The following is a 17,119-nucleotide window of genomic DNA, read 5'->3' as shown; positions in this document are numbered from 1 at the left end:
CATGGACGTCCGCAGCCGGGCCACCTTCGCCGTGCCCCCGCGCGCGGACCGCGCCTATCCGGGGCTGCCGGGACCGCCCGCCTGAACGGGCCGGAGGGGCCCCCCCCCCCCCCCCCCCCCCCCCCCCCCCCCCCCCCGGCCGCGCCGCGCCCCCCCCCCCCCCGGGGGGGGGCCCCCCGGGGGTCGGGGCGGAGCCTCGGGGTGGTACTCAGGGGCGAGTTGAGTATCCGCGCCCTGTCGGGAGACACCCGGCGGGGGACACCGTGGCCCCATGACAGCCAGCGCCAGCGCAATCGCCGAGGCCACCCCCGCCGACCGTGACCGGTACGTCGACCTGCTGCGCGTCGCCTCGCTCGGCACCGTCATCGCCGGACACTGGCTGATGGCCGCCGTCAGCGGCGACGGCATAGGGAATCTGCTCGCCCTCGTCCCCGCCCTCCAGGTGCTCACCTGGGGGCTGCAGATCATGCCCGTCTTCTTCTTCGTCGGTGGGTTCTCGCACGCCCTGTCCTACCGCTCCCTGGCCCGACGCACCGACGGGCCCGTCTACGCCGCCTTCCTGCGGGCCCGGCTGCAGCGGCTGCTGCGCCCCACCCTCGTCTTCGTCCTGGTGTGGGCCGCGGTCGCGCTCGCCGTGCAGCTCACCGGGCACGGGGGCGGCGTCCTGTCCGGGGCCGCGCTGCGGATCGTCACACAGCCGCTGTGGTTCATCGGGATCTACCTCGCCATGGTCGCCTTCACCCCGCCGCTGCTGAAGCTGCACGAGCGCCACGGCTGGGCCGCCTTCGCCGCCCTGGCCGGGGCGGCCGCGCTGGTCGACGTACTGCGCTTCGCGCTCGGAGTCCCGTATGTCGAGTTCCTGAACTTCGCCCTCGTCTGGCTCGCCGTCCACCAGCTCGGCTTCCTGCGCGCCGACGGCCGCATCCGCCGGCCCGCCGTCCTCGCCGTTGCGGGACTCGCCTCCGCCGCCCTGCTGGTGGCGTACGGCCCGTACCCGCTGTCGATGGTCGGGATGCCCGGCGAGAAGGTCTCCAACATGGCCCCGCCCACCCTCGCCCTGCTCTGCCACGGCCTGTGGCTCGTCGGCGCCGTCCAGCTGGCGGCCGGGCCCGCCACCGCGTGGCTGCGCCGCCCGCGCGTCTGGCGCGGGGTCGTCGCCGCCAACGGCCTCGCCATGACCGCGTTCCTGTGGCACCTGACCGCGATGCTCGGCGTGTACGCGGCCCAGCTCGCCCTCGGCCTCGGCCTGCCGGCCCCCGCCACGGCCGCCTGGTGGGCGCAGGTCCCGGTACGGATGCTCGCCGCGGCCGCGCTGACCGGCGTCCTCGTCGCACTGTTCCGCCGCTTCGAGACGCCCCGGCCGAGCACGCCCGCCCCCGCCCGCCGCACCGGCGGCCCCGTCGCCGCCCTCGGGATCACCCTGTGCCTGCTCGGGATCCTGGGCCTGTCCATGACCGGACTCGGCGGCCTGCTCGACGGGCACAGCGCCACGTTGATCGCCCTGCCCGTCACCGCGCCGGCCGCGATTGCGATGGCACTGGGCGGCTGGTATCTCGTAGAACGGTCTGCCCCGGCCCGGAGGGTTAGGCTGAGGGGCTGATCCACACCCTTTCCCTGGAGCGCGTCTGATGGCCGTCAATCTGGTCAATGTCGAGGCAGTCAGCAAGGTGTACGGCACACGTACCCTGCTGGACGGCATCTCCCTCGGCGTGTCCGAGGGAGACCGGATCGGCGTGGTCGGCCGCAACGGCGACGGCAAGACCACCCTCATCCGGATGCTCGCCAAGCTGGAGGAGCCCGACAGCGGCCGGGTCACCCAGTCCGGCGGCCTGCGCATGGGCGTCCTCACCCAGCACGACTCCCTCGACCCCCGGGCGACCATCCGCCACGAGATCATCCGGGACATGGCCGACCACGAGTGGGCCGGCAACGCCAAGATCCGTGATGTCCTGACCGGACTCTTCGGCGGCCTCGACCTGCCCGGCTTCGGCCAAGGCCTCGACACCGTCATCGGCCCGCTCTCCGGTGGCGAGCGCCGCCGGATCGCCCTCGCCAAGCTGCTCATCGCCGACCAGGACCTCCTGATCCTCGACGAGCCCACCAACCACCTCGACGTCGAGGGCATCTCCTGGCTGGCCAAGCACCTTCAGGAGCGCCGCTCCGCGCTCGTCTGCGTCACCCACGACCGCTGGTTCCTCGACCAGGTCTGCACCCGCATGTGGGACGTGCAGCGCGGTGACGTGCACGAGTACGAGGGCGGCTACAGCGACTACGTCTTCGCCCGCGCCGAGCGCGACCGCATCGCCGCGACCGAGGAGTCCAAGCGGCAGAACCTGATGCGCAAGGAGCTGGCCTGGCTGCGCCGCGGCGCCCCCGCCCGGACCTCCAAGCCGCGCTACCGCATCGAGGCCGCCAACGAGCTGATCGCCGACGTACCGCCGCCGCGCGACACTTCCGAGCTGATGCGGTTCGCCAACGCCCGCCTCGGCAAGACGGTCTTCGACCTGGAGGGCGTCAGCGTCCACGCCGGCCCGAAGGAACTCCTCAAGCACCTCACCTGGCACCTGGGCCCCGGCGACCGCGTCGGCCTCGTCGGCGTCAACGGCGCCGGCAAGACCTCCCTGCTGCGCGCCCTCGCCGAGGCCGCCCGCACCCAGGGCGAGGTCCAGCCCGCCGCCGGCAAGATCATCGTCGGCAAGACCGTCAAGCTGGCCTACCTCTCCCAGGAGGTCGGCGAACTCGACCCGTCCCTGCGCGTCCTGGAGGCCGTCCAGCGCGTCCGCGACCGCGTCGACCTCGGCAAGGGCCGCGAGATGACGGCCGGGCAGCTCTGCGAGCAGTTCGGCTTCACCAAGGAGAAGCAGTGGACGCCGGTCGGCGACCTCTCCGGCGGTGAGCGCCGCCGCCTGCAGATCCTGCGCCTGCTGATGGACGAGCCCAACGTCCTCTTCCTCGACGAGCCCACCAACGACCTCGACATCGAGACCCTGACCCAGCTGGAGGACCTCCTCGACGGCTGGCCCGGCTCGATGATCGTCATCTCCCACGACCGCTTCTTCATCGAGCGCACCACCGACACGGTGATGGCGCTGCTCGGCGACGCGAGCCTGCGGATGCTGCCGCGCGGCCTGGACGAGTACCTGGAGCGCCGGCAGCGGATGATCGAGGCGGCCGCGCCTGCGCCCGTCCAGTCCACCGGCGCCGCGAAGTCCAGCAGCTCGGGGGACTCGCGCGCCGCGAAGAAGGAACTCCAGAAGATCGAGCGGCAGCTGAACAAGCTGTCCGACCGCGAGGGCAACCTGCACGCCCAGATCGCTGAGAACTCCACCGACTACGACAAGGTGGCCAAGCTCGACGCCGAGCTGCGCGAACTCCTCTCGGACCGCGACGACTTGGAGATGCGCTGGCTGGAACTGGCCGAGGAGGCCTGAGCGGAGCCTGAGCGGGACCGGGCCGGTCGCCCCTGGGAACAGGGGCGGACCGGCCCGTCGCGTGCGTACCGGCAGTGGTAGAAAGGTCATCCTCCCCGACCTCCCGATGCCGAAAGCGTGCGCTGATGACCGAGCTGCCCCAGCCGCCGAACCAGTCGCCGAACGGGTCGCCGACGCCTTCCGGTTACGGGCATCTGCCGGGTCCGCCGCAGCAGGGGTACGGGGTTCCGCCGCAGGGTGCCAACCCGTACGCCCAGCAGCCCGCGTACCCGCCGCAGCCCCCCACCGTGCAGCAGCAGCCGGTGGGCCCGGGCGGATCCGGCTCGGGCGCGGCTCCGAAGAGGAAGCCGGCGCTGCTGATCGCCGCGTCGGTGGCCGCCGTTCTCGTTCTCGGGGGCGTGGGTTACGTGGCCTTCTCCGGCGAGGACAAGGACGCGAAGCCGGTCGCGCAGGAGCCCACCGACGCCAAGCCCTCCGGCGCTCCGTCCGTGGACAAGGGCGACGGCAACGGGAACGGCGCCGGCGGGCAGGCGGACCTGAACTCCGGCCGCAAGCAGGGCGAGGACAAGGTCCTGTGGCTCAAGACCACCCAGCTCGACGGACCCGGCATGGGCGTCGAAGCCGCCGGCCAGTGGGTCGTCGGCGACACCGTCGTCAAGAGCCTCTGGAGGAACCTCACCGGGTACGCGGTCACCGACGGCAAGGAGAAGTGGACACTCCCCTTCCCCGCTCAGATCTGTTCCGTCGCCCCGCAGACCACGGCCGAGGGCAGGACGGTCGTCATGTACCGCGACGGCGACGGGGAGAACACCTCCTGCACCCAGCTGCGGGTGGTCGACCTGAAGACCGGCAAGGAGGTCTGGTCGAAGACGGTGCCCAGTGAGGGGGTCTTCGACATCTTCACCAGCCCTACCCTGTCCATGCTCGGGGACACCGTCACCGTCAGCCGCGGCGGCACCGCCGGCGCCTTCAAGATCAGCAACGGTGACAAGCTCTTCGCCAACCCGCTGGGCGACGGCTGCAACCCGGACTCCTACGAGGCCGGCAACGGCCGGATGATCGCCCTCGCCACCTGCTCGGACGAGGACTCCACCGCCGAGGTCCACGGGATCGACCCCGTCACCGGCGCACAGGGCTGGGCCTACCGGCTTCCGCCGAAGTTCAAGGTCACCAGCATCTACTCGGTGAACCCGACCGTCATCGACATCGGCAACGAGCAGACGAAGCAGCGCTCCATCGTGGTGCTGGGACCCGACGGGAAGCAGACCGCAACCCTCGCCGGTGAGGGCGCCGGCATCGCCGTCGGCTGCGGCGACACCGGCCTCTTCCGGTCCTTGGTGACCTGCCCCTCGGCCGTCGTCGACGCGAACACGCTCTACCTGCCCACCGCCGCGGGCGGCAGCGGGAAGACCAACGAGATCGTCGCCTTCGACCTCACCACCGGTAAGGACAAGTGGCGCGTCCCGGCCGGGGACAAGCGCACGCTCACCCCGCTCAAGGCCCTGGACGGCCGGCTCGTCGTCTATCGGAAGGCCGACCAGGAGCAGGGCGGTGAGGTCCTCTCCGTCCCGGCGGACGGCAGTACCCCGACCGCTCTCCTGCGCCACCCCTCGGCCCCCGCCGCCCCGATCGAGAGGACCTTCACCCTTCCGAAGCTGGACTACGTGGACGGACGGTTCTTCATCTCCTCCACCCGTCTGCGGGCCCAGGGCCAGGACGAGAAGCTCCTGATGGTCTTCGGCAAGTGAGGCCGCGCCGGGCCCGGTGCGTGCGGCCCGGCGAACTCCACCCGGGCCGCGTGGATTTGGTGGCGCACCGAGGACGGGCCGATCGGGGAGGTCTGGATTCCGCCGGTCATCGAGGGCGACCGGCCGGATAACGACGGCGTCACGGGCCGGTCCTCCCTTGGGAACAGGGGACGGACCGGCCCGATGTATGAGCGCTGTCAGTGATAGAAAGGTCATCCTCCCCGACCTCCCGATGTCGAAAGCGTGCGCTGATGACCGAGCTGCCCCAGCCGCCGAACCAGTCGCCGAACGGGTCGCCGACGCCTTCCGGTTACGGGCATCTGCCGGGTCCGCCGCAGCAGGGGTACGGGGTTCCGCCGCAGGGTGCCAACCCGTACGCCCAGCAGCCCGCGTACCCGCCGCAGCCCCCCACCGTGCAGCAGCAGCCGGTGGGCCCGGGTGGCCCCGGCTCGGGCGCGGCTCCGAAGAGGAAGCCGGCGCTGCTGATCGCCGCGTCGGTGGCCGCCGTTCTCGTTCTCGGGGGCGTGGGTTACGTGGCCTTCTCCGGCGAGGACAAGGACGCGAAGCCGGTCGCGCAGGAGCCCACCGATCCCAAGCCCTCCGGCGCTCCGTCCGTGGACAAGGGCGACGGCAACGGGAACGGCGCCGGCAGCGCCATCCCGACCGACCTCAACCAGGGCCGCAAGCCGGGCGAGGACAAGGCCCTCTGGCTGAACACCGTCAAGATGGAGGGCCCGGGAGCCGGTATCCCGGCCCGGGGGCTCTGGGTCGTCGGCGACTCCGTCGTCAAGACCGTCGACAAGTTCGTCATCGGCTACGGGGTCGGCGACGGCAAGGAGAAGTGGAAGATCGACCTCCGCGCGGAGATCTGCGGAATCACCGGTCAGGCCACCCCCGACGGCAGGACCGTCATGGTCGTCAAGAACGCCGACGGCTCCAACTGCAACCAGATGAAGCTCCTCGACCTCAAGGCCGGCAAGGAGGGCTGGACGAAGGAGCTCGCCATGGAGGGGCTGTTCAAGACCGCCGCCTCCGCCACGGTCACCCTCGACGGCGACACCTTCGCCCTCGCCTGGATGGGCGGCCAGAGCGCCCACCGCCTGAGCACCGGCGACAAGCTCTTCTCCGACGCGGGCCCCGAGGGCTGCAAGCCCATGACCTACGCCGCGGGCAACAACAAGATGATCGCCGTGGCCCTCTGCATGGACGCCGACAAGACCATCGAGATCCAGGACGCCGACCCGAACACCGGCAAGAAGACCTGGAGCTACCGCCTGCCCAAGGGCTTCCAGGTCAACGCCGTCTACTCGGTCAGCCCCACCGTCGTCGACGCCGCCAACCGCGACACCGGGCAGCGGTCCATTCTCGTCCTCGACGAGAAGGGGCAGAAGCGCAGCACGCTCGCCGGCGACGGCAACTTCCTGGTCAACTGCGGTGGTTCCAGCACCAGCGAGGGCCTCCAGAACTGCGGGAACTCCGTGGTCGACGCGGACACCGCCTACATCCCTTCCGGGGACAAGGCCACCGGCAGCGAGATCGTCGCCTTCGACCTCGGCACGGGCAAGATCAAGTGGCGTGCCAAGGCCGGAGACAGGAAGGTCCTCGTCCCGCTCGAGGCCGCGAACGGCCGGCTGACCGCCTACCGCGCCGGCCTGGTCGACCAGCCCGGAGAGATCGTCTCGTTCCCGGCCGACGGAAGCGCGCCCACGACGCTCATGAAGCTCCCCTCGGGCGCCTCCGCACGGATCGAGTCCTCCTTCCTGACCTCCCAGAGCGCCGCATACAAGGACGGGCGGTTCTTCCTCTCCGTCACCCGGCTGGCGGGCGACAACAAGGACGAGAAGCTCCTGATGGCCTTCGGCAAGTGAAAACGCGTCCAACGACCCGCCCACCGAGAGGCAACAGCAACCGATGAGTATCCCGCCGCCCCCCAGCCAGCCGCCGTCCGGCGGCTTCGGCGCCCCGCAGGACCCGCCGCCGGGCGGATTCGGCGCGCCCGTGCCGCCGCCCGGACCGGCCGCGCCGCAGGCCGGGCCCCCGCAGCAGCCGCCGGCCGGGCAGCCCGCGTACGGGTACCCGCAGACCGGGCCCGGCTACGGCTACCCGCAGCAGCCCGGCACCCCACCGCCGTTCGGCGCCCCCGGCGCGCCCGTGCCCGCCCCTCAGCCCCCGGCCCCGGCCCCGGGCTCCGGCAACGACAAGCGCACCCAGCTGATGATCGTCGGCGCGGCCGTCCTGGCCTGCGTCCTCATCGTCGGCGGCGGCCTCTGGTACACCTCCGGCGACAGCGGCGGCGGCGACAACAAGGCCGACAGCAACCCGAGCGCCTCCCCGGGCAACGACAAGCCCACGGACTACGTGCCCGGCACCGAGAAGGCACCGGCCAACCCGAAGTCGAAGCCGCTCCTCAACCAGCCGAGCCCCGTTCCGGCCGATGTCGCCAGCGTCGCGGGCTCCTGGGTGACCGACACCACCTACATCAAGTCCGACCTGTCGAAGGTCGTCGGCTACAACCTCGTCGACGGCGGCAAGAAATGGGAGCTGCCCCTCCCCGGCGAGCTCTGCGGCGCCACCAAGCACGTCAGCGAGAAGAAGGCCGCGGTCCTCTTCAAGGCCGCCCAGCCGACGCCCGAGAACAAGTACGTCCAGTGCACCGAGGTCGGCGTCATCGACCTGGAGAGCGGCAAGCTGGTCTGGTCCGGCAACGCCAAGAGCGCCACCGGCGGCGACAAGCCCGTCTCGTTCAACACCGTCACCCTCAGCGGCCAGACCGTCGCCGCCGCCGGCATCTCCGCGGGCGGCGCCGCCTGGAACCTCGCCGACGGCAAGTCCCTGTGGCTGCCCAAGATCGACGGCGAGAGCTGCCGTGACGTGGGCTACGGCGGTGGCGAGGCCCTCGCCGCCATCCGCAAGTGCGGCCAGAGCCCCAACTACACGCTGTACGGGCAGCTCCTCGACCCGGCCACGGGCGCGCCCACCGTCTCGTACAAGCTCTCCCCGGGCATCGAGGACGCGTACATCGTCTCCACCAAGCCCCTGATCGTGGGAGCCGACGTCGGCAAGACCGCGAAGAACGCCACGGGCGTCAGCGACCTCTTCGTCATCGACCCCAAGGGCGAGCTGAAGGCCCGTATCCCGCTCGCCTCCGGGGACTTCGGCGCCAGGTGCAGCTCCGAGGTCGAGCGGTGCATGAACATGGTGGTCGGCAACGGCAGGATCTACCTGCCGTCGTACGAGCACCAGGGCCAGGCCTCCAGCTCCCGCACCAACGAGCTGCTCTCCTTCGACCTGGAGACCGGCAAGCAGACCACCGACCGCGCCGACGCGGGCGAGCGGTACACACTCTTCCCGCTGCGCATGGACGGGTCGAACATCATCGCCTACAAGCGGCCCCCGTACGACAAGGGCGGTCAGGTCGTCAGCATCGACAGCAGGACGATGAAGGAAACCCTCCTCATGGAGAACCCGGCGGACAAGGCGAGCCAGCGCGCCGAGACCGGCTTCTCGCCCGAGTATTCCGAGTACCGCTACCACAACGGGAAGTTCTTCATCTCCCGCACGATGGCCAGCAAGCCCTACTCGGACAAGGCCGACCCGGAGTTCCTCTTCGTCTCCTTCTCCGCGAGCTGACGAGCACGCCGACGAGCACCGCTCCGGTTCGCACCGAGCCGCCGAAAGCCCCCGAACGGTCCGTACCGATCGGGGGCTTCTGCGCGGTATCCCCCTCGCACCGTCGAACAAGCGTGTAGCTTGCCGGGTCAGAAGGGTGGGGGGTGGTTCCTCAATGGGCGTACGGGTCGTGGTGGTCGACGAGCACCGGCTGCTGGCCGAGGCACTCGCCTCTGCCCTGAAGCTGCGCGGCCACCGCGTGCTGGCCGCGGCCGCTCCGGCGGCCGGCGCCGCCGAGCTGGTCATCGGCCGTGCGCCGGAGGTCTGCCTGTTCGGCACCGCCACCCCCGCCGAGCCCGGGGTCTTCGAACCCGTCGTGCGCATCAAGCGGGAGCGCCCGCAGATCGCCGTGGTCGTCCTCGGCCCGGTGCCCAGCCCGCGCGGGATCGCGGCCGCCTTCGCCGCGGGCGCCTCCGGGTACGTACGCCAGGACGAGCGCATCGAGGGCGTGGAGCGGGCGCTGGCCAAGGCCAGGGCGGGGGAGGTGGCGATCGCCCCGCAGTTGCTGCAGGGGGCCTTCGCGGAGCTCCTGAATCCCGCCGTCCAGCCCGACGACGAGGGCAGCCGGCTGTTGCGGATGCTCACCCCGCGCGAGGTGGAGGTGCTCGTCCGGGTCGCCGAGGGCGAGGACACCCGGCTGATCGCCGCGGGCATGGAGATCGCCCCGAGCACCGCGCGTACGCACGTGCAGCGGGTGCTGATGAAGCTGGGCGTGGGGTCGCGGCTGGAGGCGGCCGCGCTGGCCGCCCGTACCGGTCTGCTGGACCGGGCGCTGCCCACCCTGCCGTCCTCCGCCGCGCGCGACTGACGTACCGGCCGGTCCGGCCGCCCGGATTTCCCCGTGGGCGCGGAATCGGGTAAGCCAGTGTCCAAGCACGCGCACGTACCCGCGCGTGCTCCCCCGCGAGAGGCAGTAGGCGAGTGAGCAAGTACCTGGTAACCGGTGGCGCAGGATACGTCGGCAGCGTGGTCGCGGCCCACCTTCTGGAGGCCGGCCACGAGGTCACCGTCCTCGACGACCTGAGCACGGGCTTTCGCGTAGGGGTCCCGGAGGGCGCCACCTTCATCGAGGGCCGGATCCAGGACGCCGCCCGCCACCTGGACCCCTCCTACGAGGCGGTGCTGCACTTCGCGGCCTCCTCGCAGGTCGGCGAGTCCGTGGTGAACCCGGGCAAGTACTGGGAGAACAACGTCGGCGGGACGCTGGCCCTGCTGGCCGCGATGCGTGAGGCGGGCGTGCGCAAGCTGGTCTTCTCCTCCACCGCCGCCACCTACGGGGAGCCGACGGAGGGCCTCCTGACGGAGGCCTCGGTGACCGCGCCGACCAACCCGTACGGTGCCTCGAAGCTGGCCGTGGACCACATGATCGCGGGGGAGTGCGTGGCCCACGGCCTGGCCGCGGTGTCCCTGCGCTACTTCAACGTGGCCGGCGCCTACGGCGAGTTCGGCGAGCGGCACACCCCCGAGACGCACCTGATCCCGCTGGTCCTCCAGGTCGCGCTGGGCGAGCGGGAGTCGATCTCGGTGTTCGGCGAGGACTACCCGACCCCCGACGGCACCTGCGTACGCGACTACATCCACGTCGCCGACCTGGCGGAGGCCCACCTGGCCGCCCTGCGGGCCGCGACCGGCGGGGAGCACCTGATCTGCAACCTGGGCAACGGCAACGGGTTCTCGGTCCGCGAGGTCGTCGAGACCGTCCGCAAGGTCACCGGCCGGGACATCCCCGAGGTCGTCGCGCCGCGCCGGGCCGGCGACCCGGCGATGCTCGTCGCCTCCGCGCGCACGGCCCACGAGCGCCTCGGCTGGACCCCGAGCCGCTCGGACCTCACCGGGATCATCACGGACGCGTGGAACTTCGCGCGTACGCACTCCTCCTGAACCTCCCGGAGCTCCCGGTCCTCCGACATCCGTCCGGACCTTCCCGCTTCCGCACGCCCCCCGCACCCCGATGGGTGCGGGGGGCGTGTGCGTGTGGGCCGTGCGCTGCGGACGGGCGCCGTGCGCGGGCGCCCGGCGTGCACACGCCGGGTGTAATGCCCCCCGTGCAACTGCCCGGGGCACACGCCGGTACCGAAGCCGCCATCAGGACCTTCGGGATAGGCAATTTCAAGCCATGGCAAAGCCGGTCCGTCGTGCCCGCGCGGGAAAATCGCTGGAAAAACTTCTGCTATTCGGCCAACCGTCGGACGCCCCCGGCCCTACGCTGATGCGTGACACCGGTGGGGGCCGGTGTTGATTCAGGGGTCGAGACAAGTCGGGTACGTCGTCCGGTCCGGGGTAATGCAGAGATGTCACGGCGGCGGCCGGGGCAGCTGCGGATCACCCGGTCCGGGCGCCGTACCCGCCGTCGTCCGTTCCCCTACCCTTGGGGGTTTTGTGGTTCGTATCCGGGTTCTCGTCGTCGACGATCACCGCATCTTCGCCGAGTCGCTCGCAGCCGCGCTCGCGGCCGAGCCGGACGTGGACGTGTCCGCGGCCGGCAGCGGCCCCGCCGCGCTGCGCTGCCTCGAACGCGCGGCGGCCGAGGGCCGTCGCTTCGACGTCCTGCTGGTCGACGCCGATCTCGGCGCCGCCCCGGGCGCCGTGCCCGCCCAGCGGGAGTCCGGCTCCGGGCCGCCGCAGCCGCCCGGCTCGGACGGGATCGCGCTGGTCGCCGGGGTACGGGTGTCCCACCCCGGGGTCCGTACGGTCGTGCTCGCCGAGCGCGACGACCCCCGTCGGGCCGCCCTCGCGCTCCAGGCGGGCGCCTCGGGCTGGGTGGCGAAGGACTGCTCGCTCTCCCGGCTGCTGGCCGTGATCCGCGGGGTCCTGCGCGAGGAGACGCATCTGCCGCCCGCGCTGCTCACCGGGGTGCTCCGGGAGCTGACCGCGGCGCGCAAGCACCGTACGGACAGCGAGCGTCTGGTGGAGTCGCTGACCCCGCGTGAGCACGAGGTGCTGCGCTGCATGGTGGCGGGGTTGGGCCGCAAGGACGTCGCGGCGCGGCTGTTCCTGTCCCCGCACACGGTCCGCACCCATATGCAGAACGTGCTGGGCAAGCTCGGGGTGCACTCCACGCTGGCCGCCGTGGCACTGGCCCGGCGGGCCGGCGTACGACCGGCCGACCTAGCCGGGGATGTTGTCGAACGGAGCGGTCAACTGGCGTAGCAGCCCGGCGAGGTCGCCGCGCTGACTCTGCGAGAGCTGGGCCAGGATCGCCCGTTCCTGGGCCAGCAGCCCGGCGAGGGCCTGGTCGGCGCGGTCCCGGCCCTCGGGGGTGAGCCGCACCAGGACCCCCCGGCGGTCGTTGGGGTCGGGGAGCCTTTCGACGAGGCCCTTCTTGGCGAGCCGGTCGATGCGGTTGGTCATGGTGCCGGAGGTGACCAGGGTCTGGGTCAACAACTGGCCGGGGGAGAGCTGGTAGGGCGCGCCCGCGCGGCGCAACGAGGTCAGGACGTCGAACTCCCACGGCTCCAGGCCGTGCTCGGAGAAGGCCAGCCTGCGGGCGCGGTCGAGATGGCGCGCGAGCCTGCTGACGCGGCTCAGTACCTCGAGCGGTTCCACGTCGAGGTCAGGGCGCTCCCGCCGCCATGCCGCCACCAGTCGGTCGACCTCGTCCTCCATGCCGATCAGTGTAAGGGGTCTGTCGATGTGAAGTCTCTTCATACCGAGTATCTCGATCACGAGTATCTTGACATCGAGATATAAAGGGAGCGAGCATGGGGCATGGAGGGGGCCGGAACGGATTCCGCTTCCGATCGCCCCGCCAGCAGGGAGGCTCGAACATGTATTCCGATACCGCGCGCGCCGGGACCCCCACGTCCACCGCGCCATCCGCCCCCACCTGGGATCCCCAGCAGTACCTCCGGCACTCGGGCCACCGCACACGGCCCTTCCTCGACCTGCTCACCCGCATACCCGAGCTCCCCCACGGTCCCGCCCGTATCGCCGACCTCGGCTGCGGCCCGGGCAACGTCACCACCCTCCTCGCCGAGCGCTGGCCCGAGGCCCGCATCACCGGCTTCGACCTCTCCCCGGAGATGCTCCACCGCGCCACCGAGGAGTACGCCGGGCCCACCCCCGGCGGCGGCAGCCTCGACTTCCGCCACGGCGACCTCGCCACGTGGCTCCCCGAGGAGCCCTACGACCTGATCGTCTCCAACGCTGCCCTCCAGTGGGTCCCCGGCCACCCGGGCTCCTTCGGCGCCTGGATCAACGGCCTGCGCCCCGGCGGCACCTTCGCCTTCCAGATCCCCGGCAATTTCACGGCCCCCAGCCACGCCCTGCTCGCGCAGCAGTGCGACACCCCGCGCTGGCGGGCCCGGCTCGCCGGGCACGGCGCCCGCTACATCCATCTCCTCGAACCCGCCGAATACCTCGCCCGCTTCACCGAGCTCGGCTGCGACGCCGACATCTGGGAAACCACCTACCACCAACTGCTCCAAGGCCCCGACCCCGTCCTCGACTGGGTCAAGGGCACCGCCCTGCGGCCCGTCCTCACCGCCCTCGGCGAGGACCGCGACGCCGTGGACGCCTTCCTCGCCGAATACCGTGACCGGCTCCGCGCGGCCTACCCCACCGGCCCGCGCGGCACCGTCTTCCCGTTCCGCCGCATCTTCGCCGTAGCCCGCAAGGAGGCATGACCGTGCTGACCGCAGTCGACCACGTACAACTCGCCGCGCCGCCGGACTCGGAGGACCGGCTCCGCGCGTACTACACGGACGTCCTCGGCATGACCGAGATCCCCAAGCCGCCTGTCCTCGCCGCCCGCGGGGGCTGCTGGTTCGCCGCCGGACCCGTCCAACTGCACCTCGGCGTCGAGGAGGACTTCCGGCCCGCCCGCAAGGCCCATCCGGGGCTCCGGGTGACCGACATCGAGGCGTACGCGAACAGACTGCGGGAGCGGGGGGCCGCGGTGGTCTGGGACGACAACCTGCCGGGCCACCGCCGCTTCTACTCGGAGGACCCCGTCGGCAACCGGCTCGAATTCCTGGAACGGCACCACCCCGAACCGGCGGCCCTGGAACCTTGCGCATAGGACGTACCGGCACGCACCACACGACGGCGCCCCGTCACCGGATCTCCGGTGACGGGGCGCCGTCGTACCGCTCCGCGTACGGGGCTCAGTTCTTGCGCCGACCCACCAGCTGCGGCTTCGACTCCAGCCCGTCCAGCCCGTGCCAGGCCAGATTCACCAGATGCGCCGCCACCTCCGCCTTCTTGGGCCGGCGCACGTCCAGCCACCACTGCCCGGTCAGCGCCACCATCCCGACCAGCGCCTGCGCGTACAGCGGGGCCAGCTTGGGGTCGAAGCCCCGCGCCTTGAACTCCAGACCCAGGATGTCCTCGACCTGCGTGGCGATGTCGCTGATCAGCGAGGCGAAGGTGCCGGTCGACTGGGCGACCGGGGAGTCGCGGACGAGGATCCGGAAGCCGTCCGTGTACGACTCGATGTAGTCCAGCAGCGCGAACGCCGCCTGCTCCAGCAGCTCCCGCGGGTGCCCGGCCGTCAGCGCCCCCGTCACCCCGTCCAGCAGCTGGCGCATCTCCCGGTCCACGACGACCGCGTAGAGGCCCTCCTTGCCGCCGAAGTGCTCGTACACCACCGGCTTGGACACCCCGGCCTTCGCCGCGATCTCCTCCACCGAGGTGCCTTCGAAGCCCTTCTCGGCGAACAGCGTCCGGCCGATGTCCAGCAGTTGCTGGCGCCGCTCCGCGCCCGTCATCCGTACCCGGCGGCCGCGCCTGGGCTTGTCGCTGCTGGTATTACCGCCGTCGATCGCCACGCCCCCCATCATGCCGCGTTCGACTCGATTTCCTTGCGCCGGGCGTCGATGCGGGCCGCCGACGGCCAGCGGACGTCCGTCGCCCAGCCCAGCTGCTCGAACCACCGGATCAGACGCGCGCTGGAGTCGACCTGGCCGCGCAGCACACCGTGGCGCGCCGACGTCGGGTCGGCGTGGTGCAGGTTGTGCCAGGACTCACCGCACGAGAGCACCGCCAGCCACCACACGTTGCCACTGCGGTCCCGGGACTTGAACGGCCGCTTGCCCACCGCGTGGCAGATCGAGTTGATCGACCAGGTCACGTGGTGCAGCAGCGCGACCCGCACCAGGGAACCCCAGAAGAACGCCGTGAAAGCGCCCCACCAGGACATCGTCACCAGACCGCCCACCAGCGGCGGGATCGCGAGCGAGAACATCGTCCAGAAGATGAAGTCCCGCGAGATCCGGCGGATCGCCGGATCCTTGATCAGGTCGGGGGCGTACTTCTGCTGATCGGTCTGCTCCTCGTCGAACAGCCAGCCGATGTGCGCCCACCACAGCCCCTTCATCAAGGCCGGCACCGTCTCCCCGAACCGCCACGGCGAATGCGGGTCACCCTCGTGGTCCGAGAACTTGTGGTGCTTGCGGTGGTCCGCCACCCAGCGCACGAGCGGCCCCTCCACCGCCATCGACCCCATCACCGCGAGCACGATCCGCAGCGGCCGCTTCGCCTTGAAGGAACCGTGCGTGAAGTAGCGGTGGAAGCCGATGGTGATCCCGTGGCAGGCCAGGAAGTACATGAAGACCATCAGGCCCAGGTCCAACCAGCTCACCCCCCAGCCCCACGCCAGCGGCACGGCCGCCAGCACGGCCACGAAGGGCACGGTGATGAACAGCAGCAGAGCGATCTGCTCGATGGACCGCTTGTTCTCGCCGCCGAGTGTCGCGGACGGCTCGAATGTGTCGGAGGGCGCGGTGCCACCCTCGATCAGATCGGGACTGGTGGTCATGGGTGTCCCCTGGGGGGTGAGAGAAGTCGGCGGGCTCCCTGGTCACGAGACCCTACGGTTCCGTAACCTACGGCATCGTAAGTATGGCAAAACCGGGTACGCAGGCAAGAGGGGCAGCGCCGGGAGGGGGAGCGCGCGCGAGGTGTTCACGCGCCGCCTGATGAGACGTTTGTCCAGGCACACGCATCGGACACCTATCCTGGGTCCCGTCGGACAGCGCGGTCCGCACGGGCAGCCCGAGCTGCGCATCAGGAGCGGCGATCCCGCCCCCGGACCCGATCCGGGGAAGGCATCACCGCACGTCGCCGGGAGCCCACCGCCCAGTAGCGCTCGAACACTGCAAGGAGCCGCACCTGTGAGCAGTGCTGACCAGGCCCCCCAGGGCCAGGCCCCCGTCACCCCGGCCGACACCGCCAACGCGGAACTGCGCGCGGACATCCGCCGCCTCGGCGACCTCCTCGGGGAGACCCTCGTACGCCAGGAGGGCCAGGACCTCCTCGACCTCGTCGAGCGCGTCCGCGCCCTCACCCGCACCGACGGCGAGGCCGCCGCCGCCCTGCTCGGCGACACCGACCTGGAGACCGCCGCCAAGCTCGTACGGGCCTTCTCCACCTACTTCCACCTCGCCAACGTCACCGAGCAGGTGCACCGCGGCAAGGAACTGCGCGCCCACCGTGCCGCCGAGGGCGGGCTCCTCGCCCGCACGGCCGACATGCTGAAGGACGCCGACCCCGAGCACCTGCGCGAGACGGTCAAGAACCTCAACGTGCGCCCCGTCTTCACCGCGCACCCCACCGAGGCGGCCCGCCGCAGCGTCCTCAACAAGCTGCGCCGCATCGCCACCCTGTTGGAGGAGCCCGTCACCGGCGCCGGCGACCGCCGCCGCCACGATCTGCGCCTCGCCGAGAACATCGACCTCGTCTGGCAGACCGACGAGCTGCGGGTCGTGCGCCCGGAGCCCGCCGACGAGGCCCGCAACGCCATCTACTACCTCGACGAGCTGCACGCGGGCGCCGTCGGCGACGTCCTGGAGGACCTCGCCGCCGAGCTCCAGCGCGTCGGCGTCGAGATCCCCGCCGGCACCCGCCCGCTGACCTTCGGCACCTGGATCGGCGGCGACCGCGACGGCAACCCCAACGTCACCCCCGAGGTCACCCGCGACGTGCTGATCCTCCAGCACGAACACGGCATCACCGACGCCCTGGAACTCATCGACTACCTGCGCGGACTCCTCTCCAACTCCATCCGCTACACCGGAGCCACCGAGGAACTCCTCGCCTCCCTCCAGGCCGACCTGGAACGCCTCCCCGAGATCAGCCCGCGCTACAAGCGGCTGAACGCCGAGGAGCCGTACCGCCTCAAGGCCACCTGCGTCCGGCAGAAGCTCCTCAACACCCGCGAGCGCCTCGCCAAGGGCATCCCGCACGAGGAAGGACGCGACTACCTCGGCACCGCCGAGCTGCTCACCGACCTCACCCTCATCCAGACCTCCCTGCGCGAACACCGCGGCGCGC

At 71.4% G+C, this 17,119-nt stretch carries 14 protein-coding genes; 11 read left to right on the top strand and 3 right to left on the bottom strand.

Annotated elements, in window-relative coordinates; genetic code table 11:
- Positions 1-271: 271 nt before the first annotated feature.
- The 8 genes from ACGFYY_RS41385 (at position 272) to ACGFYY_RS41350 (ending at position 11,998) form a co-directional block, all read left to right on the top strand.
- Positions 272-1,600, top strand: coding sequence for an acyltransferase (locus tag ACGFYY_RS41385; protein ID WP_393717672.1), 1,329 nt, complete (start codon positions 272-274; stop codon positions 1,598-1,600).
- A 28-nt stretch (positions 1,601-1,628) separates the two neighbouring features.
- Positions 1,629-3,431: an ABC-F family ATP-binding cassette domain-containing protein gene (locus ACGFYY_RS41380; protein WP_393717670.1), complete on the top strand. Its 1,803-nt coding sequence runs from the start codon at positions 1,629-1,631 to the stop codon at positions 3,429-3,431.
- Between the two features lie 125 nt (positions 3,432-3,556).
- Complete coding sequence (locus ACGFYY_RS41375; protein ID WP_393717668.1) at positions 3,557-5,179, top strand: PQQ-binding-like beta-propeller repeat protein; 1,623 nt, start codon at positions 3,557-3,559, stop codon at positions 5,177-5,179.
- Positions 5,180-5,430: 251 nt separating this feature from the next.
- On the top strand, positions 5,431-7,047 hold the full coding sequence (locus ACGFYY_RS41370) for a PQQ-binding-like beta-propeller repeat protein (RefSeq protein WP_393717666.1): 1,617 nt from the start codon (positions 5,431-5,433) through the stop codon (positions 7,045-7,047).
- 43 nt (positions 7,048-7,090) lie between these two features.
- Positions 7,091-8,809, top strand: coding sequence for a PQQ-binding-like beta-propeller repeat protein (locus ACGFYY_RS41365; RefSeq protein ID WP_393717664.1), 1,719 nt, complete (start codon positions 7,091-7,093; stop codon positions 8,807-8,809).
- A gap of 154 nt (positions 8,810-8,963) precedes the next feature.
- Positions 8,964-9,656: a LuxR C-terminal-related transcriptional regulator gene (locus ACGFYY_RS41360; protein WP_365280587.1), complete on the top strand. Its 693-nt coding sequence runs from the start codon at positions 8,964-8,966 to the stop codon at positions 9,654-9,656.
- A gap of 113 nt (positions 9,657-9,769) precedes the next feature.
- On the top strand, positions 9,770-10,729 hold the full coding sequence (galE, locus tag ACGFYY_RS41355) for a UDP-glucose 4-epimerase GalE (protein ID WP_109780292.1): 960 nt from the start codon (positions 9,770-9,772) through the stop codon (positions 10,727-10,729).
- Between the two features lie 498 nt (positions 10,730-11,227).
- Positions 11,228-11,998 carry a response regulator transcription factor gene (locus tag ACGFYY_RS41350; RefSeq protein ID WP_365280584.1) on the top strand — a complete coding sequence of 257 codons (771 nt, stop codon included), beginning with the start codon at positions 11,228-11,230 and terminating at the stop codon, positions 11,996-11,998.
- Here ACGFYY_RS41350 and ACGFYY_RS41345 read toward each other — a convergent pair.
- Entirely contained in the window at positions 11,957-12,454 is a 498-nt protein-coding gene (locus ACGFYY_RS41345) for a MarR family winged helix-turn-helix transcriptional regulator (RefSeq protein ID WP_030008906.1), read from the bottom strand. The two genes, ACGFYY_RS41350 and ACGFYY_RS41345, sit on opposite strands and share 42 nt — an antisense overlap.
- 161 nt (positions 12,455-12,615) lie before the next feature.
- Between ACGFYY_RS41345 and ACGFYY_RS41340 the strand changes: the two genes are divergently transcribed.
- On the top strand, positions 12,616-13,473 hold the full coding sequence (locus ACGFYY_RS41340; RefSeq protein WP_393717661.1) for a trans-aconitate 2-methyltransferase: 858 nt from the start codon (positions 12,616-12,618) through the stop codon (positions 13,471-13,473).
- Between the two features lie 2 nt (positions 13,474-13,475).
- Positions 13,476-13,868 (top strand): VOC family protein, encoded by a 393-nt coding sequence (locus ACGFYY_RS41335; RefSeq protein WP_365280596.1) that lies wholly within the window; start codon positions 13,476-13,478, stop codon positions 13,866-13,868.
- An 85-nt stretch (positions 13,869-13,953) separates the two neighbouring features.
- Here the strand turns inward: ACGFYY_RS41335 and ACGFYY_RS41330 are convergent, their stop codons facing one another.
- Both ACGFYY_RS41330 and ACGFYY_RS41325 read right to left on the bottom strand, forming a co-directional pair.
- Positions 13,954-14,628, bottom strand: coding sequence for a TetR/AcrR family transcriptional regulator (locus ACGFYY_RS41330; protein ID WP_365280578.1), 675 nt, complete (start codon positions 14,626-14,628; stop codon positions 13,954-13,956).
- Positions 14,625-15,605: an acyl-CoA desaturase gene (locus tag ACGFYY_RS41325; protein WP_393717658.1), complete on the bottom strand. Its 981-nt coding sequence runs from the start codon at positions 15,603-15,605 to the stop codon at positions 14,625-14,627. Before ACGFYY_RS41325 ends, ACGFYY_RS41330 begins: the two co-directional genes overlap by 4 nt.
- 355 nt (positions 15,606-15,960) lie before the next feature.
- On the opposite strand from ACGFYY_RS41325, the gene ACGFYY_RS41320 reads away from it, so the two are divergent.
- Positions 15,961-17,119, top strand: a 1,159-nt coding sequence (locus ACGFYY_RS41320; RefSeq protein ID WP_393717656.1) for a phosphoenolpyruvate carboxylase, incomplete at its 3' end; no start/stop codon positions are given.

The sequence above is a fragment of the Streptomyces sp. NPDC048331 genome, from assembly GCF_043201215.1.
GTDB lineage: Bacteria > Actinomycetota > Actinomycetes > Streptomycetales > Streptomycetaceae > Streptomyces.
Note: the sequence above shows the minus strand (reverse complement) of the source record. Positions and strands in the feature narration are given on the sequence as shown.